Origin of the sequence: Plantibacter sp. RU18 (genome assembly GCF_050613355.1) — a bacterium.
Classification (GTDB): Bacteria; Actinomycetota; Actinomycetes; order Actinomycetales; family Microbacteriaceae; genus Plantibacter.
In genome coordinates this window covers 954050-980044 of the sequence record NZ_CP159618.1, presented here as the reverse complement: position 1 = coordinate 980044, position 25995 = coordinate 954050, and the positions used below count along the sequence as shown (strand labels likewise).

25 protein-coding genes are annotated in these 25995 nt (G+C 68.8%); 18 read left to right on the top strand and 7 right to left on the bottom strand.

Annotated features, from left to right (window positions below; translation table 11 throughout):
• Window positions 1-54 precede the first annotated feature (54 nt).
• Genes ABMA10_RS04715 through ABMA10_RS04690 form a run of 6 tightly spaced genes read left to right on the top strand, consistent with a single transcriptional unit; the run spans window position 55 to window position 7559 of the window.
• Window positions 55-1116: an ABC transporter substrate-binding protein gene (locus ABMA10_RS04715; RefSeq protein WP_347867659.1), complete on the top strand. Its 1062-nt coding sequence runs from the start codon at window positions 55-57 to the stop codon at window positions 1114-1116.
• On the top strand, window positions 1113-2243 hold the full coding sequence (locus ABMA10_RS04710) for a FecCD family ABC transporter permease (protein ID WP_347867660.1): 1131 nt from the start codon (window positions 1113-1115) through the stop codon (window positions 2241-2243). Before ABMA10_RS04715 ends, ABMA10_RS04710 begins: the two co-directional genes overlap by 4 nt.
• Window positions 2240-3346, top strand: a complete 1107-nt coding sequence (locus ABMA10_RS04705) for a FecCD family ABC transporter permease (protein WP_347867661.1) — start codon at window positions 2240-2242, stop codon at window positions 3344-3346. Before ABMA10_RS04710 ends, ABMA10_RS04705 begins: the two co-directional genes overlap by 4 nt.
• A 43-nt stretch (window positions 3347-3389) precedes the next feature.
• Window positions 3390-4178: an ABC transporter ATP-binding protein gene (locus ABMA10_RS04700; protein WP_347867662.1), complete on the top strand. Its 789-nt coding sequence runs from the start codon at window positions 3390-3392 to the stop codon at window positions 4176-4178.
• Window positions 4175-5845 (top strand): ABC transporter transmembrane domain-containing protein, encoded by a 1671-nt coding sequence (locus ABMA10_RS04695; RefSeq protein ID WP_431031258.1) that lies wholly within the window; start codon window positions 4175-4177, stop codon window positions 5843-5845. Before ABMA10_RS04700 ends, ABMA10_RS04695 begins: the two co-directional genes overlap by 4 nt.
• Window positions 5838-7559, top strand: coding sequence for an ABC transporter ATP-binding protein (locus ABMA10_RS04690; protein WP_347867664.1), 1722 nt, complete (start codon window positions 5838-5840; stop codon window positions 7557-7559). Before ABMA10_RS04695 ends, ABMA10_RS04690 begins: the two co-directional genes overlap by 8 nt.
• A gap of 52 nt (window positions 7560-7611) precedes the next feature.
• Here the strand turns inward: ABMA10_RS04690 and ABMA10_RS04685 are convergent, their stop codons facing one another.
• The 6 genes from ABMA10_RS04685 to ABMA10_RS04660 all read right to left on the bottom strand — a co-directional run bounded on the left by ABMA10_RS04685 (window position 7612) and on the right by ABMA10_RS04660 (window position 11861).
• Complete coding sequence (locus ABMA10_RS04685; RefSeq protein ID WP_347867665.1) at window positions 7612-8046, bottom strand: BLUF domain-containing protein; 435 nt, start codon at window positions 8044-8046, stop codon at window positions 7612-7614.
• A 43-nt stretch (window positions 8047-8089) separates the two neighbouring features.
• On the bottom strand, window positions 8090-9358 hold the full coding sequence (locus ABMA10_RS04680; protein WP_431031257.1) for a DUF222 domain-containing protein: 1269 nt from the start codon (window positions 9356-9358) through the stop codon (window positions 8090-8092).
• A gap of 152 nt (window positions 9359-9510) precedes the next feature.
• Complete coding sequence (locus ABMA10_RS04675) at window positions 9511-10074, bottom strand: manganese efflux pump MntP (protein ID WP_347867248.1); 564 nt, start codon at window positions 10072-10074, stop codon at window positions 9511-9513.
• Window positions 10075-10251: 177 nt separating this feature from the next.
• The gene (locus ABMA10_RS04670) at window positions 10252-10560 is read right to left on the bottom strand and encodes a Sec-independent protein translocase TatB (protein ID WP_347867249.1); all 309 of its coding nucleotides are present in this window, start codon (window positions 10558-10560) and stop codon (window positions 10252-10254) included.
• A gap of 12 nt (window positions 10561-10572) precedes the next feature.
• Window positions 10573-10824: a twin-arginine translocase TatA/TatE family subunit gene (locus tag ABMA10_RS04665; protein WP_347867328.1), complete on the bottom strand. Its 252-nt coding sequence runs from the start codon at window positions 10822-10824 to the stop codon at window positions 10573-10575.
• 59 nt (window positions 10825-10883) lie between these two features.
• Window positions 10884-11861: a 3,4-dioxygenase subunit beta gene (locus tag ABMA10_RS04660; protein ID WP_347867250.1), complete on the bottom strand. Its 978-nt coding sequence runs from the start codon at window positions 11859-11861 to the stop codon at window positions 10884-10886.
• 316 nt (window positions 11862-12177) lie between these two features.
• On the opposite strand from ABMA10_RS04660, the gene ABMA10_RS04655 reads away from it, so the two are divergent.
• From ABMA10_RS04655 to ABMA10_RS04630, 6 genes are all read left to right on the top strand, one after another.
• Complete coding sequence (locus ABMA10_RS04655; protein ID WP_347867251.1) at window positions 12178-13389, top strand: ROK family transcriptional regulator; 1212 nt, start codon at window positions 12178-12180, stop codon at window positions 13387-13389.
• A gap of 176 nt (window positions 13390-13565) precedes the next feature.
• Window positions 13566-14906 (top strand): extracellular solute-binding protein, encoded by a 1341-nt coding sequence (locus ABMA10_RS04650; RefSeq protein ID WP_347867252.1) that lies wholly within the window; start codon window positions 13566-13568, stop codon window positions 14904-14906.
• 5 nt (window positions 14907-14911) lie between these two features.
• Window positions 14912-15898, top strand: coding sequence for a carbohydrate ABC transporter permease (locus ABMA10_RS04645; RefSeq protein WP_431031256.1), 987 nt, complete (start codon window positions 14912-14914; stop codon window positions 15896-15898).
• Entirely contained in the window at window positions 15895-16728 is an 834-nt protein-coding gene (locus tag ABMA10_RS04640; RefSeq protein WP_347867254.1) for a carbohydrate ABC transporter permease, read from the top strand. Before ABMA10_RS04645 ends, ABMA10_RS04640 begins: the two co-directional genes overlap by 4 nt.
• Before the next feature lie 87 nt (window positions 16729-16815).
• On the top strand, window positions 16816-18081 hold the full coding sequence (locus tag ABMA10_RS04635; protein WP_347867255.1) for a 6-phospho-beta-glucosidase: 1266 nt from the start codon (window positions 16816-16818) through the stop codon (window positions 18079-18081).
• 5 nt (window positions 18082-18086) lie between these two features.
• Window positions 18087-19103: an N-acetylglucosamine kinase gene (locus ABMA10_RS04630; RefSeq protein ID WP_347867256.1), complete on the top strand. Its 1017-nt coding sequence runs from the start codon at window positions 18087-18089 to the stop codon at window positions 19101-19103.
• 27 nt (window positions 19104-19130) lie between these two features.
• On the opposite strand, the gene ABMA10_RS04625 is transcribed toward ABMA10_RS04630, so the two are convergent.
• Window positions 19131-19625, bottom strand: coding sequence for a hypothetical protein (locus tag ABMA10_RS04625; RefSeq protein ID WP_347867257.1), 495 nt, complete (start codon window positions 19623-19625; stop codon window positions 19131-19133).
• A gap of 106 nt (window positions 19626-19731) precedes the next feature.
• On the opposite strand from ABMA10_RS04625, the gene ABMA10_RS04620 reads away from it, so the two are divergent.
• The 6 genes from ABMA10_RS04620 to ABMA10_RS04595 all read left to right on the top strand — a co-directional run bounded on the left by ABMA10_RS04620 (window position 19732) and on the right by ABMA10_RS04595 (window position 25994).
• Window positions 19732-20202 (top strand): hypothetical protein, encoded by a 471-nt coding sequence (locus tag ABMA10_RS04620; RefSeq protein WP_431031255.1) that lies wholly within the window; start codon window positions 19732-19734, stop codon window positions 20200-20202.
• 8 nt (window positions 20203-20210) lie between these two features.
• Window positions 20211-21440, top strand: a complete 1230-nt coding sequence (locus ABMA10_RS04615; protein WP_347867329.1) for an Nramp family divalent metal transporter — start codon at window positions 20211-20213, stop codon at window positions 21438-21440.
• Window positions 21437-21868, top strand: a complete 432-nt coding sequence (locus ABMA10_RS04610; protein WP_347867259.1) for a hypothetical protein — start codon at window positions 21437-21439, stop codon at window positions 21866-21868. Before ABMA10_RS04615 ends, ABMA10_RS04610 begins: the two co-directional genes overlap by 4 nt.
• Window positions 21855-22199 (top strand): PRC-barrel domain containing protein, encoded by a 345-nt coding sequence (locus tag ABMA10_RS04605; RefSeq protein WP_347867260.1) that lies wholly within the window; start codon window positions 21855-21857, stop codon window positions 22197-22199. Before ABMA10_RS04610 ends, ABMA10_RS04605 begins: the two co-directional genes overlap by 14 nt.
• A gap of 130 nt (window positions 22200-22329) precedes the next feature.
• On the top strand, window positions 22330-23520 hold the full coding sequence (locus tag ABMA10_RS04600) for an alcohol dehydrogenase catalytic domain-containing protein (RefSeq protein WP_347867261.1): 1191 nt from the start codon (window positions 22330-22332) through the stop codon (window positions 23518-23520).
• Window positions 23517-25994, top strand: coding sequence for a phosphoketolase family protein (locus ABMA10_RS04595; protein ID WP_431031254.1), 2478 nt, complete (start codon window positions 23517-23519; stop codon window positions 25992-25994). The genes ABMA10_RS04600 and ABMA10_RS04595 overlap by 4 nt, the downstream gene beginning before the upstream one ends.
• The last annotated feature ends 1 nt before the right edge of the window (window position 25995 follow it).

The window sequence follows — 25995 nt, the reverse complement described above, 5'->3', positions numbered from 1 at the left end:
CCTAAATCTGCCGCGTGGTCGCGGCGCCCTCCCCCACTTCTCTGAAGGAGAACCATGCCGCTCGCTTTTGCGCGCCCGAAGACCCGTCGGATCTCGTCATTCGTCGCTGTCGCCGCCGCCGCTGTCCTCGTCATGACCGGCTGCGCGTCCGCCGGAGCCGACACCTCGTCGTCCGCCGGATCCACCGACGGCGTCGTCATCGAGCATGCCCACGGCTCAACCACGATCGCCGAGAAGCCCAAGCGCATCGTCGCCCTCGGCTGGATGACGCCCGACATCGTGGCCGCCCTCGGCGAGAACCCCGTCGGCATCGAAGAGGTCTGGGGTGCCGGCGAGAGCGGCTACCAGCCCTGGTTCGAGGACTTCGTCACCGAGGAGTACGGCGAGACGCCCGAGATCATCCCGTTCGCCAAGGAGGGCCCGAACTATGAGGCCATCAAAGCGCTGAAGCCCGACCTCATCCTGAGTCTGTACTCGGGCGTCTCCGACGTCGAGTACGAGCGCCTGACCGACATCGCGCCGACCGTCCCGTACATCGAAGGACCGTGGAACCCCGGCACCTGGGAAGAGATGACGCGCACCGTCGGCAAGGCGATGTGGGAGGACGACAAGGCCGAGGAGCTCATCACCGAGACCGAGGACCAGATCTCGACCCTCGCGGGCGAGCACCCGGAGTTCGAGGGCAAGACCTTCGTCTGGGGCCTCACGCTCAACGAGGGCGGCACCGACCTCGGCGTCTACCTCGAGTACGACCCGCGGGTCCGCATCACCGAGGCACTCGGCTTCACCTCGACCTCGGCCATGGACAGCTTCCTCAGCACCGCCGAGGGCGACAACTGGTACACCGGCGTCAGCCTCGAGAAGCTCTACGACGTGCAAGCCGACCTCTTCGTCGCCTGGGGCGCCAGCGCCGACGAAGGGACGTACACCGTCGAGAACAAGGTCGTGTCGCGCTGGGAGCCGATCGAAGCGAACTCCTACGTGATCTACGGTGACGCCGAGAGCGCCTCCGCCATCAGCGCACCGACCGTGCTCTCGCTCAAGTACATCCTGCCGACGTACGTCGACGACCTCGCGGCCGCCATGCAGGGCGAGCCGACGATCACCGGCAAGTGACCACCGAGGCGTCCAGGCCGACCCCGTCGCCGGCCCAGCCGGTGACGGGTGACGCCAGCGACGCCTCACGCACCGACAGCTCGGGCATCGGTGCGGAGGGTCGTCGCGATCACGGCGACTCCCCGCACCGCACCGGGGTGCGCATCATCGGGTTGGTCGTCGTCACGGCGATCCTCGTGCTGACCGTCATCGCGTCGCTCGCGATCGGGAACCGCGCGATCGACCCCGTGACGGTGCTGCGCGCCCTCACGGCGTACGACGACGCAGACCCGCTCCACCTGATGGTCCAGGAGCTCCGCGTCCCACGGACCGTTCTCGGCATCGGCGTGGGAGCTGCCTTGGCGGTCTGCGGTGCCCTCATCCAGGCCTTCACCCGCAACCCGCTCGCCGACCCCGGCATCCTCGGGGTGAACGCAGGAGCCTCCTTCGCGGTGACCTTCGCCGTCGCCGTGCTCGGACTGACGACGCCCGGCGGCTACGTCCCGTTCGCCCTCCTCGGCGCCTTCGTGCTGACCCTCCTCGTCTACTTCCTCGGCTCCTTCGGTTCCTCCGGCGCGACGCCCATGAAGCTCACACTCGCCGGCGTCGCCCTCGGCGCGATGTTCACCGGTTTCACCACGGCGATCGTCCTGCAGAACCGCACCACCCTGGACGTCATGCGGTTCTGGGGCGTCGGCTCAGTCGGCGGACGCACCCTCGACCAGCTCGCCTGGGCACTGCCGCTCATCGCCGCCGGGCTCCTCATCGGCCTCCTGTGCGCCCGTTCCTTGAACGCCATGGCGCTCGGCGACGACCTCGCCCACTCCCTCGGCGCGCGCGTCGGGATCACCCGCATCATGGTCATCGTCGCCGTGACCCTCCTCGCCGGCACGAGCGTCGCCGCCGCCGGCCCCATCGCCTTCGTCGGCATCATGATCCCGCACGTCGTCCGCTGGTTCACCGGACCGGATCAACGGTGGGTCCTCACGTACTCGATGATCGTCGGGCCGGTCTTCCTGCTGCTCGCCGACATCCTGGGACGCGTCGTCCTCCCGAACGGTGAGCTCCGGGTCGGCATCATCACGGGCCTGCTCGGCGCCCCCGTCCTCGTCGCCCTCGTGCGCCGGAAGCAGGTGAGCGGACTGTGAGCATCGGCGAACGTCTGACAGCCCAAGACGCCCAGGCAACCCCGCCGTCCGCGGACGAGCCGACGGTCGACTTCGGCCGCCGACACCTCCGTATCGAGACGGCGCGCATCGCCACCCTCGTCCCCGTCCGAACGGTCGTCGTCTGCGCGAGCCTCGCCGTCGTGATCATCGTCGCCGGCCTCACATCGATGACGATCGGCGCCTACGAGATCGACCTCCCCGCCGTGCTCCGGGCCGTCTTCGACCCGGCCTCCGACCCGGATGTGCGTCAGGTCGTCCTGGAGTGGCGCCTCCCGCGCGTGCTGTTCGCCATCCTCTGCGGCGCCGCCCTCGCACTCGCCGGCGGCATCTTCCAGTCGCTCACCCGCAACCCGCTCGGCTCACCGGACATCATCGGCTTCGGCATCGGTGCACAGTTCGGTGTGACGCTCATGATGATCGTGCTCGGGCTGAACACGTACCTGCTCAAGGCGGCCGGTGCACTCGTCGGCGGTCTGGCAACCGCCCTGCTCGTCTACGTCCTGGCGAACAAGCACACGATGTCGTCGTTCCGCCTCATCATCGTCGGCATCGGTGTCTCCGCCGGTCTCGGGTCGCTCACCTCGTGGATCCTCATCTCGGTGAGTGTGGAGCAGGCGATGATGGCGGCCACCTGGGGTGCCGGTTCGATCGCGTCCCTCGGCTTCGACCAGCTCGTGCCGGCGGCGATCGTGTTCATCGTGGTCGTGCTCGCATCGCTGCCGCTGAACCGCACCCTCCCCGTGCTGGAGATGGGCGACGACGCCGCGACGGCACTCGGCATCAGCCCGCGGCGGACCCGGCTCGCAGCCATGGTGTTCGGCGTGGCCCTCGTGGCCCTCGTCACCGCTGCGGCCGGCCCGATCTCGTTCATCGCGCTCGCCGCACCGCAGATCTCCCAGCGACTCACGCGTTCGAACACCGCGATGGGCACGCTCCCCGTCATGCTGACCGGCGCGGCGCTCGTGGTCGTCTCCGACATGGTCGCGCAGATCGTGGCCGTGCCTGTCGGCGTCGTGACCGTCTCGGTCGGTGGACTCTACCTCGCGTGGCTCCTGGCCGCACAGTACGCGCGACGCACCTGACCAGCTGACGGACCAGACCCTGCCGCACCAGAGGAACGACACCATGACCGCATCACTGCTCGCCCGCGACATCACGCTCGGCTACGGCGACACCCGCATCATCTCCGAGCTGTCGTTGGAGGTGCCGGACAAGTCGTTCACGATCATCATCGGCCCGAACGCATGCGGGAAGTCGACGCTGCTGCGCGGCTTCGCCCGGCTGCTGAAGCCGACGACCGGGACCGTGCTGCTGGACGGCGCGGAACTACGGACACTCAAGCCGAAGGAGGCCGCGCGGAAGCTCGGACTCCTTCCCCAGTCGTCGATCGCGCCGGACGGCATCACCGTCGCAGACCTCGTCGGCCGTGGACGCTTCCCCCACCAGAACGCCATGCGGACCTGGAGCCGCGAGGACGAGCGCGCGGTGTCCGCCGCGATGGCGGCAACCGGGACGACCGAGCTCTCACGCCGTCTCGTCGACGAGCTCTCGGGTGGGCAACGACAGCGCGTGTGGGTGGCGATGGCGCTCGCCCAGCAGACCGGTCACCTGCTGCTCGACGAGCCGACGACCTTCCTCGACATCGCGCACCAGATCGACTTGATGGAGCTGTTCGCAGATCTGCACCGCGACGGCACGACACTCGTCGCCGTGTTGCACGACTTGAACCACGCTGCCCGGTACGCGACCCACCTCGTCGCCATGCGTGACGGCGCGATCGTGGCACAGGGCGACCCCCGCGAGATCATCACGGCAGAACTCGTCGAAGCCGTCTACGACCTCCCATGCAAGGTCATCACCGACCCCGTCGCCGGAGCCCCGCTGGTACTCCCCCTCGGCCGGCGTGCACGATGACGACGAACCGACCGGCCACGACTCCTGCGACCCCTCGACGACTGTTCGGGATCGCACTCACCGCCCAGGGTCGCGGCAGGGCGCTGGCGGCTGCGACGGCCCTGCTCATGCTCCACTCCCTCACCGAGGCCGCGATCCCGGTGCTCATCGGCGTCACGATCGACCGCGCCGTGCTGCCTGCCGATCCGGCAGCACTCGCCCTCTGGCTCGGAGTGCTCGTCGGCGTCTTCCTCGTGTTGACCATCAGCTACCAGGCCGCCTCCCGACTGATGGTGACCATCTACGGGTACGGCGAACAGGCGCTGCGACAACTCGCCCTGTCACGTATCCTCCGGCCGCGTCTCTCCAGGCGGACCCTCACGGCGGGTGAGGCGCTCACCTACGTCACCTCCGACACGTACCGGGCCGCGGGCGTCGCGTGGTCCGTCGCGCAACAGTGTGCAACCCTCGCGGCGATCGCCGGGGCCGCGCTCGCGATGCTCGTCATCTCGCCCGTCGCGACCGTCGTCGTCTTCGCCGCCACCGCGACGATGATGCTCGTGATGCGCGCCGTCTCGCGACCGCTCGAGCGCCGTGGGCACACTGAACAAGAGGCAGCGACCGAAGCCGGAGCGGTCGCCGCCGACTTCATGAGCGGCTTCCGGGTGCTCGTGGGGATGGGCGCACGCGGCGAGGCCGTCCGTCGGTACCTCGCCGCGAGCGACACCTCCCGGGTCGCCGCCACCGCGGCCGGGCGTTCCCTCGCCGACTACGAAGCGGCCAGCGCAACCCTCGCCGCCGTCACGACGACAGCGCTCACCGGCCTGTCCGCCTGGTTGGCGGCGGACGGTCAGATCAGCATCGGCGAACTCGTGACCGTGCTGGGACTGGCGCAGTTCGTCAGCGGTTCGCTCGCCTACGCGGGATCGTTCCCGTCGAACTGGATCCACAAGTTCGCGTCCGCCAAGCGACTCACCGAGGTGATCAACACGGAGGATCTGCTGGACGAGCCAGGAGAGGGTGACGCCGTCGGACGGCCGCAGGGAGTGGTCCTCTCGTTTCGCGCGGGGTCCGATGCGGATGGCGACGCGCAACGTGTGGACGTGCGGCACGGCGAACTGCTGGGCGTCCGCCCCTCGGACAGTGATGCCGCACGAGAGCTGTCCCGCCTGTTGGGTCTGCGCGCGAACGCATCCCGCGGCACCGTCAGCGTCCTCGTCGACGGCGCCCATCGCGACGCCCGCGATCTGGACCCGGTGGACTACCGACGACGCGTGGTGTCGATGCCCCATCGGCTGCGAATCGTGAGCGGCACGCTGAGCCAGGCAGTCCGCGGACGGGGCTCGGACGCCCCTCCGCGACCGGAACTCGTCGACATCGCGGCGCTCGCCGACACGGTCGGCCAGGTCGGCGGTTGGACCGCACAGGTGGGCGAAGCAGGCAGACGGCTCTCCGGCGGCCAACGGCAGCGAATCGGTCTCGCCCGCGGGCTGCACAGCGATGCGGACGTCCTCGTGCTCGACGAGCCGACCTCCGCGGTCGACGCCGTCACCGAAGCGCACATCGCCGGCGCGCTCGCCACCCGTGCGGGGACCACGATCGTCATCACGACCTCGCCCGTGCTGCTCGCCGCGTGCGACCGAGTCGTCGAGCTGCAGACGCAGGAAGCAGGGGACGAACGTGGCTGAACAGACCGACACGACGCTGCCGATCGCAACGGGCGCCCAGGTGCGCTCCGTGCTCCGTGCGTTGCTGCGCCGTCACCCGGGCCGGACAGCAGCGGTCGCCGCGCTCTTCCTCCTCGCCTCGGCGCTCGGTCTCGTGCTCCCGGCCTGCCTCGGGCGGATCGTCGACGCTGTCGCGGCGGACGCTGGCTTCCCGACCATCGCCGGCTGGGTGGGCGGAGCCGCCCTCGGAGCGATCAGCGCCGCCGCCGTCACCCTCTGGGGGATGCGTGTGCTCACCGCACTGGTCCAGGACACCCTCGCGAGCTTGCGGGAGGACGTCTTCGCCTCAGCGATGCGTCTCCCCGTGAGCACCGTCGACGACGGCGAGAGCGCCGACCTGCTGTCGCGTGTGACGGGAGACGTCGACGCGGCCGCCGAGGCCGGCGGGAACGTCGTGCCGACCCTCCTCTCCGCGACCTTCGCCATCGCCGTCTCACTCGTGGCACTGACCGCGCTCGATCCGTGGTTGGCACTGGCCGGCATCGCCTGCGTCCCGTTCTACGTCCTCGGCACACGCGCGTTCCTGCGACGATCGCGAGTCGTGTTCCGCGAGGTGCGCATGCGGGAGGCCGCGCGCAGCCAGGCCGTGCTCGACGCCGTCGAGGGGATGGAGACGCTCACGGCATTGAACGAGCAGACGCACGCGCTCGAGCTGGTGCAGAGTCGGGCCGAGGACTCGATCCGCGTCCAGATCGAGGGCGTCCGGCTGCGCAATCGCCTGTTCCGGTGGATCAACGGCGGAGAACTGGTCGGTCTCGCCGCACTCCTCGCGACCGGCTTCGTCCTGCACGCGAGCGGCGCGATCACGATCGGCATGGTCACCACGGCGGCACTCGTCTTCCACCGCCTGTTCGATCCGATCGGTCAACTCATCTTCGGACTCGACGACATCCAGCGGGCCATGATCGGACTCGCCCGTCTGGTGGGAGTCATCCGGCTGGCGCCGGACACTGCCGCTCCATCGGTTCCGCCCGCGCACGCAGGGTCGCGGACCGGCATCTGGCTGGACGACGTCGCCTTCCACTACCCGACGACGGGGCGCGGAGTCAGTGGTGTGTCGCTCCGGGTGCATCCGGGGACGACGGCAGCTCTCGTCGGCACCTCCGGCTCGGGTAAGAGCACGCTCGCGCGGGTCATCGCCGGCCATCATCCACCCACGACGGGGCGTGTGCGGCTCGACGATCCGGAGGCGGTCCCCTATTACATCTCGCAGGAGCTCCACCACTTCCGTGGCACGGTGGCCGACAATCTGCGCCTCGTGGCGCCCAAGGCGGGCAGCGATCAGATCGATGCCGCGCTGCGGGCTGTCGGTGCCGATTGGGCGGTGTCAGCGGATGATGGGGTCGTGCAGGAGCTCGATACGCCGCTCGACGAGGGCCGCATCCAGCAGCTCGCAGTGGCGCGGGCGCTCCTGGCCGATCCGGCCGTGGTGATCCTCGATGAAGCCACGGCGGACGTCGGGCTGGAGCATCGCGGGGTCGTGGAGGCCGCGATCGCGCGTCTTCGTCACGATCGCACCACCGTGCTCATCGCCCATCGGCTGGAGCAGGCTTCCACGGCCGAGCAGATCGTGGTCTTCGCGGAAGGCAGGGCGACGCAGCAGGGTACCCACAAGGAGCTTCTCGACGCCGACGGCCCGTACCGCACCTTCTGGCGCGCCCAGTCGTCCAGCTGAGGACGGTGGCGGGGCGGGTTGGGGCGGGTTGCGGCAAGCCGGGGCTATCGCGTCAAGAGCGCAGGGCACGACTCCGGAACCAGCGGACGAGCTCTTGGAGGGCGCGGACGGTGGCTGTCGGGTCCTCGCGTTCGAGGTCGTCGAACGCGGTGCGATAGCCGGGTAGGTCTGCGCTCGATCCGGTGTCGGCCCGTTCGAAGGCCATGGTCCATTCGGCGAACTGACGTTCTGTGATGGGCTCCTCGAACATGATGCGGATGCCTGTATGGCGCGGGTCTGTCGTGAGGGTCGTCATGAGCTCCCGGATCGCGCTCGTCGGCCCTTCGATCACCTGGAGGAATCGTCCGTCACGGTAGGCGAGCATGCCTGAGAGGTGGGTTCGCGCGTTGTTCTCGCGACAGACCGCGAGCAGCGCGGCGAGCGGGGTTCGGTGGGCGGGCGGGTGCCGGTCGCTGAGTGGGCGCAGGCGGTCCGCTCGCGCAGGCACTCCGTTCCCTGAGCTTGTCGAAGGGCAGTTGGGGTGGGGTGAGTCAGAAGGGGGCGGGTTCTGGTGTGGTGCGGTGGTGTTTGCCGTCGGGTGTGGTCCAGTCGAGGACACCCGCCCCGTGGTGGTCGAGCCTCCACCCAGGGAGGTGTTTCATCCGGTGATGATGTCGACACAGACACGCAAGGTTCCCCACAGACGTTGTCCCACCGTGTTCCCACGCGATCGAGTGGTCGAGGTCGCATGCTCGGGCTCGGCGTCCGCAGCCGGGTGCCCGACAGGTGGCGTCTCGCAGGCGCACTGCGCGTTGCAGATCCGCCGGCACCCGGTACTGCTCCCGCCCGACGGACAACACGGCACCGGTTTCGGGGTGGGTGAGGACCCGGGTCATCGACGGTGCGCTGACAGCAAGGCGTGCTGCGGTGTCTGGGTCGATCGGCCCGTACCCGTCGAGGGTTGCTGGGGTGTCGGTGACGCCGAGGATCGATAGCGCTGGCACGGTGATCTGCACTGTCGCCCGGATGTGCTCGGAGACCTCCACCGGGTGCGGCAACGTCTCGCTCGGAGCCTGCTCCGCGGGGGTGACACCGCTGATGGCCAGTGACGCGAGCGCATCCGCCCGCAACTGCGCACACGTGCGGGTATCGCCGCCCGAACGTGCCTCGGCCACGAGTGCGTCGAGTCGTTCCGCGATGCCATGCGCAACCGGTGCGGTGGTGAACAGGTGCACCCACGCCATGCCGTCCGGCGCCGCTTCGATCTCCACCCGACGATCCTGCTCCGACCTCAGAGCACGCACGGTGATGGATTCCGGGTGCAGCCGTTCACGCAACACCCGGGCGTGTTGCTTCACCCGCGCCGCGGTGCTCCGTTCCGCGACGGGCAACACCGCGCTCAGGAACGCGGCCCGGCCGGGCGCCGGGACCTCACGCAGCTGATCGGTGATCGCGTGCGCATGCCGGACCGAGATCCGCCCCAGCTCAAGCGCCGCCAACACCACGGGTGCGTCGTTCACGAGCCGTTCCGCATCACCCGTGGCACGCTGCACCGTCTGCTCCGACATCCGGACAGCCATCGCGAGCGTCGCGCACGTCGAACGCCGCACCAACGCCTGCCGCTCCGACACCGTGCGCTCATGCACCGCGATCGTGTCGGCCATCGCGTCCGCGAACGCCGCCGACCGCGCCAACAACCGGGCCTCCCGAGCATCCAATGCCGCCCGCTCCCGCGCGATCACGACGAACTCGTCCGAGAACCCCGCCAACTCCGCAGCGAACACCTCGCTCGGATGCGGGAGGAAGAGCTGCTCGGTCATGACACCAGTCCATCATGGACCACTGACATTCAAGATGCTCACCCGTGGGCACCTCGACAAGCTCGACGAACGGACTCCCGGGCGAGGTTCGACACGCTCGGCGAGCGGGATCCCGGGCGGGGTTCGAGCGGCCGCAGGGCACGTCGCGTCGCCTACGCCGTGAGGTGGTCGATGAGGATCTTCGTGCCGATGAGGATGAGGATGACACCACCGGCGATCTCCGCAGGCTTACCGAACCGCTGCCCGACCCGACGGCCGATGACGACGCCGAGGAACGCGAGCGCGAACGTGGTGATCCCGATCAGGATGACCGCTTCGATGATCGACCCCGGTAGGAACGCCAGGGTGATCCCGATGGCGAGCGCATCGATGCTCGTCGCGAGCGCAAGCACCAGCAGTTGACGGGTGTTGATGCGGTCGAAGTCCTGCTCCGTGTCGTCGTGGCTGGAGAACGCCTCCCACAGCATCTTGCCGCCGACGAGCGCGAGCAGACCGAAGGCCACCCAGTGGTCGATACCAGTGATGTAAGGGGCGAACTGCGTGCCCAGCACCCACCCGATGAGCGGCATGACGGCCTGGAACAGACCGAAGGTGCCCGCGATGATGAGCGCGTGACGCACGTTGAAGCGCCGCATGTGCAGCCCTTTGGTGAGGGCGACGGCGAACGCGTCTGCGGACACACCGAGCGCGATGAGGAGGAGGGGCCAGAACGTCATGACTCCGGGTCTTTCTGTGAGGGACGTCCAGGACGCGCGCGGCCACAGGCGCACAGCTGCGTTCGGGCGAAGGGCCCGAGGACTCGTCAACTGTGCCAGCACACGCAGTCGGACCTCACACCGGGCGGCCGTATTGCCAGGGTTTCGGCTCGCCTAACGCTCGCGTTCGGCCATCCGTCACGCACTGTTCGAACGGCCGCTCTCACGCTCCCGAGGCGCAGCACGAGCGGTCGGCTCCTCACGGAGCGCGTCGCGGATGATCTGCCGCGGGTCGTACTGGCGCGGATCGAGACGTCTCCACTCGGCGACATCGAACTCGGGGCCGAGTTCATCCGACACCCTCGCCTGCGCAGCGGTGACGAACGAGCGGAGAGCGCGAACCGCAGTCGCCAGCTTCTCCGCATAGAGCGGAAGTCGCGTCGGACCGACGATGAACACCGCGATCACGCAGATGATGAGCAGCTTGTCGAGGGTCAGGCCGAACACGCATTCGCTCCTTCACACCTGAGCGGCAGGGCCGACATCGGCGACGGGACTCGTGCCGGTGCCAGCCGACGGTCCGGCCGACCGTTCCGCGGCCGATTCCGCCGACCGGACCGTCGACGCAGGCTCCGCGGCGGCCTCGGACTTCAGGATCCTCGCCGACCGACCGACGCTCCTGGCGAGCGCCGGCAGTCTGGCGGCTCCGAAGAACAGGACGATGACGGCGAGCACGATGAGCGCGTGCCAGCCGGTGAGGTTCTGGAGCAGTGCCATGGGGCGATCCTTTCCGTGGCGGTGCTGTCGGTCGGTCGCGGTGCGGACGAGGGCTAGTTCCCCGGAGCGCCACTCGGGGGCGTGCCACCCTGGCCGCCATCGGGAGACGTTCCGCCACCGCCACCACCGTCAGGCGCAGCGCCTGCGGTGGGGGTCGTCGTCGTGTCGACACGGACCGTGAGCGACACCTGATACCCGGAGGTCGCGTCGCCGGTGACGGTCGCGAGCTGGAGCGCACCACCGTCGTCACCGAACACGTTGTCGGAGTCGAGACTCACCTGCGAGAGGTTGGCGGCGGATTTCTCGTAGCCGGACAGCTGGTAGACCGCTTCGCTCACCTCCTTCGGCATCGCGATCTGCGACGTCGAGATGGCGTTGGCAGAGTCGGAGATGTCGTTCACCGTCGGGTACACCTCGAAGTGGATGTGCGGCCACCGCCCCGTGTAGCAGGCCGGATAGATCGAGGTGCACGAGACGGTCCCGCTGCTGTCCGCTACCTGCACACCGCGCAGGTACGTCTCGTCCTCGACGCCCTCCGAGTACATGGAGTATCGACCGGCGGCATCGCAATGCCAGACGTAGACGGCGACGTCGGCGAACGGCGCATCGTCATCGGCCATGTCCAGCACGGTGAGAGTGAGGGCGATCGGCACACCGTCGGCCGTGGTGCCTCCGCCGATACTGGAACGGATGTCACTCCGGATGATCCCGGATTCCGCGAGCGCGTTCGTCCCGTTCGATCCATCGCCCGGGTACGGCCCCGCGGTCTCGTCCGGGATCTCGCCGGTGGAGGTGCCACTGGTCGAGGTCGATCCGGAGGTCGTGCCGCCGCTCGCTCCGGTGGAGCACGCCGCGAGCGCGAGCGCTCCGACACCCGCGCCGACGAGGCTCAGCACGACTCGGCGACTGACGAGGGTCTGCACGTCGAACGCGACGCCCTGGTCGACCACCTCCTCGTCAGCTCGGTCGAGGAGACGGCCTTCGTACGCCGGCCCGTCGGGAGTCTGGTCTGGTTCGGGGATCCTGCTCATGATGCCTCGCTCGCTCGGTGATCTGGACTGGATGCCCACCCTCCACTCGAACGCTATGAAGCTTCCATGAACCACCTCGGAGGCACCTACGGTCTTCCGATGAGTGACCGGAGCCGGTGAGCGCTGTCCAGCTGAGCGGCGCTGGGTCGACGTCCGTGCGGCACCTCGACACGCTCGGTGAGCGGGGTCACCTCGCTCCCTGAGTCTGTCGAAGGGCGGGTTCGATGTGCCTGATCGAAACAACATCTTTACTGTTAGGAAACTTTCCTGTTATATTCGCAGAGCAGAATTGGATTCCAACGGAGGGATCAGGACCATGAGCGATCGCACACTGCGCGGCACCCCGGCGTGGCTTCGTTCGACGAACGACCGCACGGCACTGGAGCTGCTCCTCGAGCACGGCTCCCTCACGCGTCTCCGCCTCGGCGAACTGTCCGGCCTCTCGAAGCCGACCGCCTCGCAGATGGTGCAGCGCCTCGAGCACAACGGCCTCATCCACCCCGTCGGCACCGTCTCCGGGAGCCGCGGACCGAGCGCCGCGAGCTACTCCGTCCGCATCGACCGCCGTCTCGGCGTCGCGATCGACGTGAACCCGACGCTCATCCGCGCGACCATCGTCGACGCCTCCGGGGCAGAGCACCCGATCGAGACCATCTCGACCACCACCGGCGAACGCTCAGCGGTCACCGACATCACTGCCGCCATCGCCGCCGCCACCGAAGCAGCCGGCGTGAACCCCTCCGCCGTGCAACTCGTGAGCATCGCCGTCCAGGGCTCCTACGACACCGAGACCGATGAGCTCGCCTTCGCGGAGAGCATGCCCGGCTGGCAGAGCACGGGCATCCGCGACGTCCTCGAACAGGCGACGGGCCGCGACGTCTTCATCGACAACGATGTGAACCTCGCCGCGATCGCGGAGCGTTCCGTCGGTACGCTCGCCGAGGCGGCCAGCTTCGCCCTGCTCTGGATGGGCGACGGCCTCGGCCTCGCCGTCGACATCGCGGGGGTGGTCCACCGTGGGGCATCAGGCGGCGCCGGCGAGATCGGGTACCTGCCCGTCACGCGCGAGGCGAGCGCGTTCGATCCGAGCGCCGACGACCTGCAGGACCTCATCGGCCCCGACGCCGTCGCGACGATCGCCGGCCGCATCGTCGGAACAGCAGCACCGGCGAAGGGTGACTCCGCCGCCTACGCCGCCGCGCTCACCCTCCTCGCCTCCGGTGACCCGACCCCGCAGCGGGACGCGATCATCGCCGAACTCGCCCCGCGCATCGCGATGGGTATCGTGCCCGTCCTCGCGCTGCTCGACCCCGAACGGATCGTGCTCGGCGGCCCCACCGGTGGAGCCGGGGGCGAGCCGCTCGCCCGCGCTGTGGGAGAGCACATCGTCCGCTCCACGAGATGGCGCCCCACCGTGAGTGCCTCGACCGTGGAACACCTCCCCGTGCTCCACGGAGCCCGGGACGTCCTCATCGGCGAGCTGCGCGCACGGCTCTTCGACGAAGTCGATCGGATCGCGATCGGCTAGCCGAGGGGATCGCAGCCCAGTGACAGGCCCCTGAGCTCGTCGAAGAACGCACTTCGACAGGCTCAGTGACCGGGCGGCCGTAACGTCACCGACCGGGTGGCGGTATCCGTCGCGCCCGGAATCCACGTTTCCGCAGCACAGCACCACACCCACGAAGCACTCAGAGAGGATCCACCGTGCGAAACCGCTCCAAGCTGTTCACGGCGACCGCGCTCGTCGCGACCGTCGTCACGTTGCTCGCCGGCTGTTCGGCGACCGACGGGGCATCACAGTCCGTCGCCGACAAGGCGCCGTCAACCCTCGAGGGGACGGTGTCCTTCTGGCACTTCTTCTCCGATCGCGAGGGCGATGTCATCCAGTCCGTCGTCGACGACTTCGAGAAGGCCAACCCGAAGGTGACCGTCGAGGTCCACGCGGGCCAAGACGACGAGAAGCTGCGGAAGGCGATCGCCGCGGGCAAGTCGGTCGACGTCGGCCTGTCGTATTCCACGGACGTCGTGGGCAACTTCTGCTCGAGTGGCGCGTTCCGTGACCTCAACCCGTATATCACGCGGGACAAGGTCGACCTCGGGCGGTTCTCGGACACCGTCCGCAGCTACACGGAGTTCGACGGCAAGCAGTGCTCGATGCCCGTGCTCTCGGACGTGTACGGGCTGTACTACAACACCGACCTCCTGGCATCGGTCGGCGTCACCACCCCGCCGAAGACGCTCAGCGAGCTCGAGACGGTCGCTGACAAGCTGACCACGTACAACGACGACGGCTCGATCAAGACCCTCGGGTTCAACCCCCTGATGGGCTTCTACGAGAACGCCGCCTCCCACTTCGGTCCCATGGCGGACGCCCAGTGGCTGAACGACGACGGCACGAGCGCGATCGGCGGGTCGACGGGCTGGACGGACCTCATCGAGTGGCAGACGAAGTACGTGCAGAAGATCGGCTACGACAAGCTGCAGGCGTTCACCGCGGGCCTCGGCCAGGAGTTCTCAGCCGACAACGCGTTCCAGACGGGGCAGGTCGCGATGAACATGGACGGCGAGTACCGGACGGCGTTCATCCACGACCAGGCACCGGACCTCGCGTACGCCACGGCACCATTCCCGGTCGCCGACGGTCATGACGACCAGTACGGCTCCGGCTACATCACCGGCAACATCGCCGGCATCGCGAAGGGGTCGAAGAACCCCGAACTCGCGTGGGCGCTCCTCAAGTACCTGACGACCGACACCGACGCCGTGGTCAAGCTCTCGAACGGACTGAAGAACGTGCCGACGACGCAGGCCGCGCTCGACTCGCCCGACCTCGAGGTGAGCGACCAGTTCCGCACCTTCCTCGACATCGCCCAGAACCCGGCGTCGGGCACGACGCCGCCGAGCCCCGTCGGTGCCGGCTACCAGCAGACCTTCGAGGACTTCTGGCGCGCCTACCAGGCAGACCCCTCGCAGGACCTCGCCAAGGGACTCGCGGACGTCGACCAACAGGTCGACGACGCCATCGCACTGACGACAGGTCCGTAACGCTCATGACCACCACGGCTCCGACCGCTGAGTCAGACCTCGGCGCGGGACGCAGACAGCGGAAGCCTCGTCGACCGCAACGCCGCTGGGCCATCTGGTTCATGCTCGCGCCGGCGATCGCCGGACTCGTCATCTTCTTCGTCTACCCGCTCCTCGCAAGCGTCTACTACTCGTTCACCCGGTTCGACCTCGTGTCACCGCCGGAGTGGATCGGGCTCCGCAACTACGAGTACCTGTTCACGAAGGACCCGCGCGTCGTCGAGGCCGTCTTCAACACACTCTGGTTCGTCGTGGTCCTCGTGCCGGCGAAGATCGTCTTCGCCCTCGCGGTCGCCGGTCTCCTCGCCCGGGCCAAGCGGGCGAGCGGATTCTGGCGCACGCTCTTCTACCTGCCGGCCCTCGTGCCGCCGGTGGCGAGCGTCGTCGCCTTCGTGTTCCTCTTCAACCCGGGGACCGGGCCGGTCAATCAGATCCTCGGAGCGCTCGGGCTCGGCAAGCCGCTGTGGTTCAACGATCCTGCGCTTGCGAAGCCATCGCTCGTGCTGCTCGGTGTGTGGGTGATGGGCGACATCATGATCATCTTCCTCGCCGGCCTGCTGGACGTCCCGCGCGAGCTCTACGAGGCGTCGTCGCTCGACGGCGCGACCGGCCCGCAGAAGTTCCGCTACGTCACGCTCCCGTCGATCTCGCCGGTACTCGTGTTCGCCGCGGTGACCGGGGTGATCGCTGCGATCCAGTACTTCACGGAAGCAGCCGTCACGTCGAGTGTCGCGAGCGGGAAGGCGACCGTCGGCGAAGGCTCGGGAGCCGGCCTCGGGTATCCGAACGGCTCGCTCCTCACCTACACGCAGTGGTTGTACGTCAGAGGATTCAGCAACTACCAGCTCGGCTACGCGAGCGCTCTGGCGGTCGTGCTGTTCATCGTCGCGGCGATCATCCTCGTCTTCATGCTGCGCCGATTCAAGGCATTCACCCCGGAGGGAGACCGATGAGCGCCACGACCGCATCCGCACCGCAGACACCGGTCCGGCTGATCCCGGGGCGTCTCGTCCCCCAGCCGAAGCGTCGTTCGACGAGGGCACGGCTCGCCTGGATCGCCGAGCACGCCGTCCTCATCGTCCTCATCGTCCTGGGCCTGCTGTTCCTGTTCCCGATCGTGTTCGTCGCCCTGACGTCGCTCATGTCGAGCGACCAGACGCTCACGGCATCGCTCTGGCCGAACCCGTTCCACTGGGAGAACTACGTGGAGGCGTTCACACGCGCTCCGCTCGCGCTCTGGTTCGGGAACTCCGCGATGTACGCCGTGCTCGCGACGGTCTTCATGCTCGTCTCGAGCGTGCCGGCTGCCTACGTGCTGGCGAAGATCAGGTTCCGAGGCGCGAACCTCATCTTCCTCGCGATCATCGTCGCCATGTTGCTGCCGCCGCAGGTCACGGCCGTGCCGATCTACGTGTTCTGGTCGCAGCTCGGCCTCACGGGGACGCTCTGGCCGGTGATCCTGCCGAACCTCTTCGGCGACGCGTTCTCCATCTTCCTGCTGCGCCAGTTCTTCCTCACCATCCCGAACGAGTACGCGGACGCGGCCCGTATGGACGGCTGCGGGGAGTGGGGCGTCCTGTGGCGGGTCGTCATCCCGATGGCGCGTCCCGGCATCGCAGCTGCGGGTCTGTTCATGTTCTTCCACTCCTGGAACGACTACTACGGACCACTCCTCTACACCTCAGAGAACCCGGCCTCCTGGCCAGTGGCCTACGCCTCGCGACCTTCCGCAGCGTGCACGGCACGGACTGGGGACTCACGATGGCGATCACGATGCTCGTGACCGTCCCCGTGGTGGTCGTGTTCTTCTTCGCTCAGAAAGTGTTCGTCGAGGGCATCGCCCTCTCCGGCGTCAAAGGATGATCCTCGAATGAAATTGACCGTGATCGGTGGCGGCTCCACCTACACCCCAGAACTCATCGACGGCTTCGCACGGTTGCGCGAGCAGTTGCCCATCGACGAGGTCTGGCTCGTCGACCCCAGTGAGGAGCGATTGTCGCTCGTCGGTGGGATCTCGCAGCGCATCTTCGCCGAGTACGGACACCCGGCGGTCGTGCACCGCACGAGCGATGTGGTCGCAGGGGTCTCGGATGCCGACGTCGTCCTCATCCAGCTGCGGATCGGCGGGCAGGACGCCCGTCACGGCGACGAGACGTTCCCGCACGAGGCCTGCTGCATCGGTCAGGAGACCACCGGGCCGGGTGGGTTCGCGAAAGCCCTCCGCACCGTGCCCGTCGTCCTCTCGGTCGCCGAGCAGGTGCGGAAGCACGCGAAGCCCGACGCATGGATCATCGACTTCACCAACCCCGTCGGCATCGTGACGCGCGCGCTCCTCACCGAGGGGCACCGCGCGGTCGGCCTCTGCAACGTGGCGATCGGCTTCCAGCGGCATTTCGCAGCACTCGTCGGCGCAGCGCCCGACGAGCTCGTGCTCGGCCACGTCGGCCTGAACCACCTCACCTGGGAGCGCTCGCTGCAACGTGTCGGCTCGTCGGAGGACCTCATGCCCGCCCTCCTCGCCGAACACCTCGGCGAACTGGCGGAGCACGTCGAACTGCCGGAGGCGCTGCTCGCGAACCTGCACATGGTTCCGTCGTACTACCTGCGCTACTTCTACGCCCATGACGTGGTGCTCGGGGAGCAGCGGGGTGGCGAGACCCGCGCACACGCCGTCCAGGAGATCGAACGGAAGCTGCTCGCGCTCTACGCCGACGAGTCGATCGTCACGAAACCCGAGGAACTCGCGGGTCGTGGCGGCGCGTTCTACTCGGAGTCCGCCGTGGACCTCATGGCGGCGCTCCGCACGGGGTCCGGAGCCGTCCAGGCCGTGAACCTGCGGAACAACGGGACGCTCCCGTTCCTGCCCGACGACCACGTCATCGAAGTCTCCGCCGCGATCACGGCCGACGGTCCCGTCGCGCTGCCCGTCGCACCGCTACCCGATGACGTCACCGGGCTCATCTCGCACGTCGCCGGGTACGAGCGCCTCGCTCTCGACGCCGCGATCCACGGCGGACGCGACCGTGTCGTCCGGGCGATGCTCGCCCACCCGCTCGTCGGCCAGTGGGACCGTGCCGAACAGCTCACCGACCTGCTCATCGCGGGGAACCGGGAGTACCTGCCGTGGGCGAGGTGACCGCGGTGGGCACCGGGACCGCGCCTGCAGGTGCGGGGCCGGCAGGAGCCGCTCGTCCCGCGACGACCCGACTCGTCGTGGCCGTCGACGGCGGCGGTTCCAAGACCGAGGTCGTGGTGATGCGTCTGGACGGCACCGTCGTCGGACGGGCGCGCGGGGCCGGGTCCTCACCGCATTTCGAAGGCTTGGAGCGGTCCGCCGCGATCATCGACGCCCTCGTCCGTGAGGCGATCGGCCCGGCGGTCGAGGCGATGGGCGCGGGAGACGACGTCGCGGTCACCCACGCCGGCGTCTACCTCTCGGGGCTCGACCTCCCCGTCGAGATGGACGCCTACCGCGATGCGCTCGAAGGCTCCGACTGGTTCCCGGCGGGAAGCGTCGTCGACAACGACCTCTTCGCCCTGCTCCGGGCAGGGACCGACGCGCCCGACGCCGTCGCCGTCGTGTGCGGAACGGGCATCAACGCGCTCGGCGTCCGTGCAGACGGGGAGACGGCCCGCTTCGCCGCGCTCGGAGGCATCTCCGGCGACTGGGGCGGCGGCTGGTTCCTCGGCGAGCAGGCTCTGTGGCACGCCGCTCGCGCCGTCGACGGACGCGGGCCGGCGACGGCGCTCGCCGACCTCGTCCCGACGGCTCTCGGCCTCGGCAGCGTGCAGGAGGTCATCGAGACGCTCCACTTCGAGCGGTTGCCCCACTCCGAGCTGATCCGGCTCTCCCCCGTGCTCTTCACGGCGGCGGAAGCAGGCGACGCGGTCGCGGCAGGGGTGATCGATCGCCAGGCCGAGGAGATCGTCCTGCTCGCCACCGCGGCGATCCATCGGCTGGGCCTGCAGGACACGGCCGTGCCCGTCGTGCTGGGTGGCGGTGTCCTCGCCGCACGCGACGAGCGTCTGCTCGTCGGGGTGACCGCGGGCCTCGCCCGGGAGGTGCCGCGAGCGGTGCCGGTGGTGACCGAGGAGCAGCCCGTCGCCGGTGCAGCAGCGCTCGCGCTGGCGTCCGCCCTTGCCGGTATCCGGAGCTGATGCGCTGAGTCGGGAGGATGGGCGTGCTCAGGGTCCTGTGGTCGGCGGCACCGCCTCATGGTGGGCGGCACCGTGGGTGCGTCGGTCCTCCTTCATCGCGGCCTCCGCGAGATGGCGACGGCCGGCGACGAGCTCATCGCGGGTCTCGCGTTCGAGTGTCCGGAACGGCTCCCAGTAGCCGTCGTCGTAATCTTCGACGATCTGGAACGTCCAGCGGCCGTCGAGGACGTTCCGGCCGACGAGGTCGGCGTCGATCCGGTCCGCGATCGCCTCATGGCCCGCGTCCCGGAGCTTCGCCGAGGCATCGCTGAGCACGAAGTCCGCCTTCCCCGTCAACCGGTGGAACGTGTAGAGGAGTCCGCGCGCCTGCTCGACGATCTCGAGCGCCTCGGTCAATCGCCCGACCGCGTCGACGGTCGCCTCGTCGACGCCCTCCGGCACGCGGTGCTGCTCGTCGGGGCCGCTTTGGTCGTCGGGGCCGTCCTGGTCGTCCCGCTGGGAGTCGTCATGGGAATCGCTCATCCGACCAGTCTGCTGGCCTCACCGCTCGAACCCCAGGGCTTGTGCGGGAGTCAAGCCTCTGACGCGGAATCGTTCCGGGAGTAATGTCACGCCCGTGATCCAGGATGTGAGAGGTCGAACGAGCGCCCGGGGCCGCCCGTCAGCCCGCGCCCGGCTCGGTGCCGTCGCCGTCGTCATCGCCGTCGTCGCGTGCCTGAGCGGCTGCTCCGGTGGCGCGATCCCGACCATCGCCGCAGCGACGGTGCAGCTCGACGCTGCCGTGCAGACGGCGTCCCTCGCCCTCCAGCAGGCGGACGCCGACATCACGTTCATGCCCGTCGCGGAGACGACACTCGAGAACGCGATCACCGAGGTCGACGACGTCTCCACCCAGCTGAGCGAGACGCCGGTCCAGGCGGGCCGTGAAGCGGACGCGAAGCGAGAGGCCACGACCGCGCTCCAGGACGCCGCCGCAGCCCTCGACGACGCTCGCACGACGCTCAGGGCCGGCGAGGACCTCCACGACACCGTGCAGCAGCTGCAGGAGACGGCGAAGCGGACGGCCGAACTCCGCGAGCGGTGGGAGCCGTCCTCGTGAGCGGCGTGATGAAGCGCGTCCTCGGCGTCGCGCTCGGTGTCCTCACCGCGATCGGTGGGTTCCTCGACATCGGAGATCTCGTCACCAACGCGGTCGTCGGTTCGCGCTTCGGTTTGTCGCTCGCCTGGGTGGTGCTCGTGGGCGTCGTCGGCATCTGCCTGTTCGCGCAGATGTCGGGACGTGTCGCTGCGGTCAGCGGCCGGGCGACGTTCGAGATCATCCGCGAACGTCTCGGACCGAAAGCGGGCCTCGCCAACCTGAGCGCGTCCTTCCTCATCAACCTCCTCACGCTCACGGCCGAGATCGGCGGTATCGCCCTCGCCCTGCAGCTCGCGTCGAGCGTCGCCCCCGACCTCTGGATCCCGGTCGCAGCGTTCGCCGTCTGGCTGGTGATCTGGCGGGTGAAGTTCTCGATCATGGAGAACGTCACCGGGCTCGTGGGGCTCTGCCTGATCGTGTTCGCCGTCGCGCTGTTCCTCCTCGGCCCCGACTGGTCGAAGCTCGCGGAACAGGCGTTCGCGCCCTCCGTCCCCGGTTCGGAGTCGGTCGGCGCCTACTGGTACTACGCCGTCGCCCTGTTCGGGGCAGCGATGACGCCGTACGAGGTCTTCTTCTTCTCCTCTGGCGCCGTCGAGGAGAAGTGGAAGAAGAAGGACATCTCGCAGTCGCGCATCAACGTGCTCGTCGGTTTCCCGCTCGGCGGTGTGCTGTCCGTGGCGATCGCCGCCTGCGCCACGATCGTGCTCCTGCCCCGCGGTATCGAGGTGTCCTCGCTCTCGCAGATCGTCCTCCCGGTCGCGGAGGCCGGCGGCAAGCTCGCGGTGGCGTTCGTGATCGTCGGCATCGTCGCCGCGACGTTCGGGGCGGCCCTCGAGACAACACTGTCGAGCGGCTACACGCTCGCGCAGTTCTTCGGCTGGTCGTGGGGCAAGTTCCGGAAGCCGGCGGAGGCGGCACGTTTCCACATCGCGATGATCATCTGTCTGCTCGTCGGGCTCGGCGTCCTGGCGACCGGTGTCGACCCGATCCTCGTGACGGAGTACTCCGTGGTGTTCTCCGCGATCGCACTGCCACTCACCTACTTACCGATCCTCATCGTGGCGAACGACAAACAGTACATGGGCGATGCACGCAACGGACGGGTGACGAACGCGTTCGCCCTCGTCTATCTCGTGATCATCCTCGTGGCATCGATCGCAGCCATTCCCCTGATGATCCTGACGGGAGCCGGAGCATGACCCCACGACGCAAGCACTTCGACGCATCGCTTCCGGAGCTCGAACCGGCCGAACGCTACGCCGGACAGGTGCTCGACGCCCGGCTGCACCTCCTCGACCGCCAGGTGCTCGACCGCGACGACGTCCCGGTGCAGGTCGTCGACGACCTCGAACTGAGCGACGTCCCCTTCGGCGAGACGATCCCTGCAGGGACACCGGCTCCGGTGATCGCGTCGATCCTCAGCGGCCCGGTCCTCAGCACGCGGATGTTCGGCGGACGTCCGCCCTCCAGCCGCTTCCATCGCGTCTCGTGGGACCGGATCGCCGAGATTGGCATCGCCGTGCGTCTCGGCGTCGCCGGTTCGACACTCGACGTGACATGGGTCGAGCGTTGGGTGCGCGACCGCATCATCTCCCGTATCCCCGGAGGCCGCCATGATCCTGAGTGATGTCCTGCGTTCCCAGGTGCACGACGACGAGGGCCGATCGCTCGGTACCGTCATCGATGCCCGGTTCGTGCTCGACGGCGTCCCACGTGGCCCGCTCGCCGACGCGCGCCTGGTCGGCTTCGTCGTCAGCCCGCGCACCGGCAGCTCGTTCCTCGGCTACGAGCGCCACGACGACGAACGTCCCGCCGTCCTCGCGACGTTCCTGCGCTGGCGCCACCGCGGCAGCTTCCTCGTGCACTGGGAGGACGTCGCCCGCCTCGACGAGCACCGCATCGTGCTCCGCCCGGGCTATCGCCGCATCTCGCCGACACTCCTCGACCCGGCGGGCTGAGCAGCTGGTCCGCGACTGTGCGAGGAGGGCGGCTCCCCGTACCAGCCGGACACCCGGAGGTCCAGCCCCTGCACCGTCTCAGCGAACGCGCGCAGGGTGGACGCACCACGACGAAGACGAAGGAGAACACATGCGCGCGCTCACCTACCAGGGTCGCCGTTCGGTCTCGGTCGAGACCGTGCCGGACCCGACGATCATCGAGCCGACCGACGCGATCATCCGCGTGACCTCGGCAGCCATCTGCGGCTCCGACCTCCACCTCTACGAACTGTTCGGCCCGTTCATCGACCGCGGCGACGTCCTCGGCCACGAGACCATGGGCGTCGTCGAGGCCGTCGGCGCCGGTGTCACGCGCGTCGCTGTAGGAGACCGCGTGGTCATCCCGTTCACCATCGCATGCGGCGAGTGCTTCATGTGCAGCCGTGGCCTGCAGTCGCAGTGCGAGACCACGCAGGTCACCGAATACGGCAGCGGCGCCTCGCTCTACGGGTACACGAAACTCTACGGCCAGGTCCCGGGCGGGCAGGCCGAGTTCCTGCGCGTGCACCGCGCCGACGCGAACTGCATCGTCGTCGGCCAGGAGCTGCCGGACGAGTCCTACCTGTACCTGAGCGACATCCTCCCGACGGCGTGGCAGGGCGTGCAGTACGCGCAGGTGCCCGACGGCGGATCGGTCACCGTGCTCGGACTCGGCCCCGTCGGGCAGTTCGCCGCTCGCATCGCTCGCCATCAGGGACTCGAGGTCTTCGCCGTCGATCCGGTGCCGGAGCGACGGGCCCTCGCCGAACGCCACGGCATCCGCGCCTTCGACCTCACCGACGACATCGTCGACGAGCTGCGCGACGCCACCTCCGGCCGAGGCCCCGACGCGGTCGTCGACGCCGTCGGCATGGAAGCGCACGGCTCGCCCCTCGCGGCAGCAGCGCAGACGGCGGTCGGGTTCCTCCCGGACGCTCTGGCCCGTCCTGCCATGGAGCACGCCGGCATCGACCGGCTCGCTGCGATGCACACCGCCCTCGACCTCGTCCGTCGCGGCGGCGTCGTCTCGCTGAGCGGTGTCTATGCGGGCGAGGCGGACATCCTGCCGATGAAGTCGATGTTCGACAAGCAGGTGACGCTGCGGATGGGCCAGTGCAACGTCGCCCGCTGGATCCCCGCGCTCCTCCCGCTGGTGGAGCAGGGCGACGACCCGCTCGGTGTCCTCGACCTCGCGACCCACCGTGTGCCTCTGGACGACGCACCGGCCATGTACGAGACGTTCCAGAAGAAGGAGGACGGCTGCATCAAGGTCGTCCTCAAGCCGTCCGGGGTCGACGCGTGACGCACACCGACGCGCCCGCGGCGACGACCCGGCCGCTCGGGTCCGCCTGGTCGAAGCGGCCCGACGATGCTCCTGTCACCGACGCCCTCCTCGACCGGGTCGACGCATGGTGGCGTGCCGCGAACTACCTGTCCGTCGGGCAGATCTACCTGCTCGACAACCCGCTGCTCCGCCGCCCGCTGGAACGTGACGACATCAAGCCGCGACTCCTCGGGCACTGGGGCACCGCGCCCGGGCTCAACCTCAGCTACGCACACCTCAACCGGGTGATCGCCGAGCGCGAGCAGCCCACGCTGTTCATCGCCGGTCCCGGCCACGGCGGACCGGCGATGCTCGCGAACGCCTACCTCGACGGCACCTACAGCGAGATCTACCCCGACATCGACCAGACCGACCGAGGGCTGCAACGCCTCTTCCGGCAGTTCAGTTTCCCCGGGGGCGTACCGAGCCACGCTGCACCCGAGACACCCGGCAGCATCCACGAGGGCGGCGAACTCGGTTATGTCCTGAGCCACGCGTACGGAGCTGCGTTCGACAATCCCGACCTGCTCGTCGCAGCGATCGTCGGCGACGGCGAGGCGGAGACCGGCCCTCTCGCGACGAGCTGGCACTCCAACAAGTTCGTCAACCCTCTGCAGGACGGCGTGGTGCTGCCGATCCTGCACCTCAACGGATTCAAGATCGCCAACCCGACGGTGCTCGCCCGCATCCCGGAGGCGGAGCTCGCCGACCTCATGCGCGGGTACGGACATGAGCCGTTCTTCGTCGAGGGCGGCTTCGACGGTGAGGATCCGATGCTCGTCCACCGTCGTCTCGCCGACACGCTCGACATCGTGCTCGACCGCATCGCTGACATCAAGGCGCGCGCGGCGGCTGGCGACACCTCCAGACCGACCTGGCCGATGATCGTCCTCCGCACACCGAAGGGTTGGACGTGCCCGGAGACCATCGACGGCACGAGGGTCGAGGGCACCTTCCACTCGCATCAGGTGCCGCTGGCGAACGCGCGCGACACCGAGGAGCACACCCGCATCCTCGAATCGTGGATGCGTCGGTACCGCCCGGAGGAGCTGTTCGGAGAGAGCGGGGCGGTCCACGACGACATCCGCTCGTTCGCGCCGACGGGCGAGCTGCGTATGAGCGCCACACCGCATGCGAACGGCGGTCTCCTGCGGACCGACCTCGACCTGCCGTCCATCCGTGACGCTGCCGTCGTCGTCGACTCCCCCGGCGGCGCCGACGCGAGCGCCACGGGGGTGCTCGGCGAGTGGCTCACGGAGGTGATCCGGCGCAACCCCGAGACGTTCCGCATCTTCGCGCCCGATGAACTCGCGAGCAACCGCCTGCAGGCCGTCTTCGACGCGACCGACCGGCAGTGGGACGCTGAGACGACCGCGCTCGACGAGCATCTCGCCCGTGCTGGACGGGTGATGGAGGTGTTGAGCGAGCATCAGTGCCAGGGCTGGTTGGAGGGATACCTGCTCACCGGCCGCCACGGCGTCTTCACCTGCTACGAGGCGTTCATCCACATCATCGACTCGATGTTCAATCAGCACGCGAAGTGGCTGAACGGTTCCCGGGCCCTGCCGTGGCGGCGGCCGATCGCGAGCCTCAACTACCTGCTCACGAGCCACGTCTGGCGGCAGGACCACAACGGCTTCAGTCACCAGGATCCCGGCTTCATCGACCACGTCGTGAACAAGAAGCCCGATGTCATCCGCGTCTACCTCCCGTTCGACGCGAACACCCTCCTCAGCGTCTACGACCACTGCCTCCGCAGCCGCGACGAGATCAACGTCGTCGTCGCGGGCAAGAACGAGGAGCCGTCGTGGCTCGGCATCGAGGACGCGGCCGACCACTGCGCTCGCGGTCTCGGCATCGAGGACGCGGCCGACCACTGCGCTCGCGGTCTCGGCATCCTGCCGTTCGCAGGGTCGGAGCGGGCGGGCGAGGCGCCGGACCTCGTCATGGCCTGCGCGGGTGACATCCCGACGCTGGAGACCCTGGCGGCTGTCGACATCCTGCGAAATCGCATCCCGGAGCTGTCGATCCGCGTCGTCAACGTCGTGGACCTCATGCGGCTCATGTCGGAGGACCAGCATCCGCACGGTCTGTCAGACGCCGAATACGACAGCCTGTTCACGACGGACAAGCCGGTCGTCTTCGCGTATCACGGCTACCCGTGGCTCATCCACCGGCTCACCTACAAGCGCGCCGGCCACGACCAGCTGCACGTGCGCGGCTACCTGGAGAACGGTACGACGACGACTCCGTTCGACATGGTGATGCTGAACCTCATCGACCGCTACTCGCTCGTCTGCGACGCCATCGACCGGACGCCCGGACTCGGCGAGCGTCATGCGGATCTCCGCCAGGAGATGCAGGACGCCAGGCACCGTGCCAGGGCATACACCCGCGAGCACGGCGAGGACGCCCCGGAGGTCACCGGCTGGCGCTGGCCCGTCCGGCGCTAGG

Coding starts and splice junctions, on each gene's coding strand:
- ABMA10_RS04715 (WP_347867659.1), top strand. CDS start 55: ATGCCGCTCGCTTTTGCGCGCCCGAAGACCCGTCGGATCTCGTCATTC.
- ABMA10_RS04700 (WP_347867662.1), top strand. CDS start 3,390: ATGACCGCATCACTGCTCGCCCGCGACATCACGCTCGGCTACGGCGAC.
- ABMA10_RS04610 (WP_347867259.1), top strand. CDS start 21,437: ATGACCCCACGACGCAAGCACTTCGACGCATCGCTTCCGGAGCTCGAA.
- ABMA10_RS04660 (WP_347867250.1), bottom strand. CDS start 11,861: ATGAGCAGGATCCCCGAACCAGACCAGACTCCCGACGGGCCGGCGTAC.
- ABMA10_RS04695 (WP_431031258.1), top strand. CDS start 4,175: ATGACGACGAACCGACCGGCCACGACTCCTGCGACCCCTCGACGACTG.
- ABMA10_RS04615 (WP_347867329.1), top strand. CDS start 20,211: ATGAAGCGCGTCCTCGGCGTCGCGCTCGGTGTCCTCACCGCGATCGGT.
- ABMA10_RS04655 (WP_347867251.1), top strand. CDS start 12,178: ATGAGCGATCGCACACTGCGCGGCACCCCGGCGTGGCTTCGTTCGACG.
- ABMA10_RS04680 (WP_431031257.1), bottom strand. CDS start 9,358: ATGACCGAGCAGCTCTTCCTCCCGCATCCGAGCGAGGTGTTCGCTGCG.
- ABMA10_RS04645 (WP_431031256.1), top strand. CDS start 14,912: ATGACCACCACGGCTCCGACCGCTGAGTCAGACCTCGGCGCGGGACGC.
- ABMA10_RS04600 (WP_347867261.1), top strand. CDS start 22,330: ATGCGCGCGCTCACCTACCAGGGTCGCCGTTCGGTCTCGGTCGAGACC.
- ABMA10_RS04675 (WP_347867248.1), bottom strand. CDS start 10,074: ATGACGTTCTGGCCCCTCCTCCTCATCGCGCTCGGTGTGTCCGCAGAC.
- ABMA10_RS04640 (WP_347867254.1), top strand. CDS start 15,895: ATGAGCGCCACGACCGCATCCGCACCGCAGACACCGGTCCGGCTGATC.
- ABMA10_RS04635 (WP_347867255.1), top strand. CDS start 16,816: ATGAAATTGACCGTGATCGGTGGCGGCTCCACCTACACCCCAGAACTC.
- ABMA10_RS04625 (WP_347867257.1), bottom strand. CDS start 19,625: ATGAGCGATTCCCATGACGACTCCCAGCGGGACGACCAGGACGGCCCC.
- ABMA10_RS04605 (WP_347867260.1), top strand. CDS start 21,855: ATGATCCTGAGTGATGTCCTGCGTTCCCAGGTGCACGACGACGAGGGC.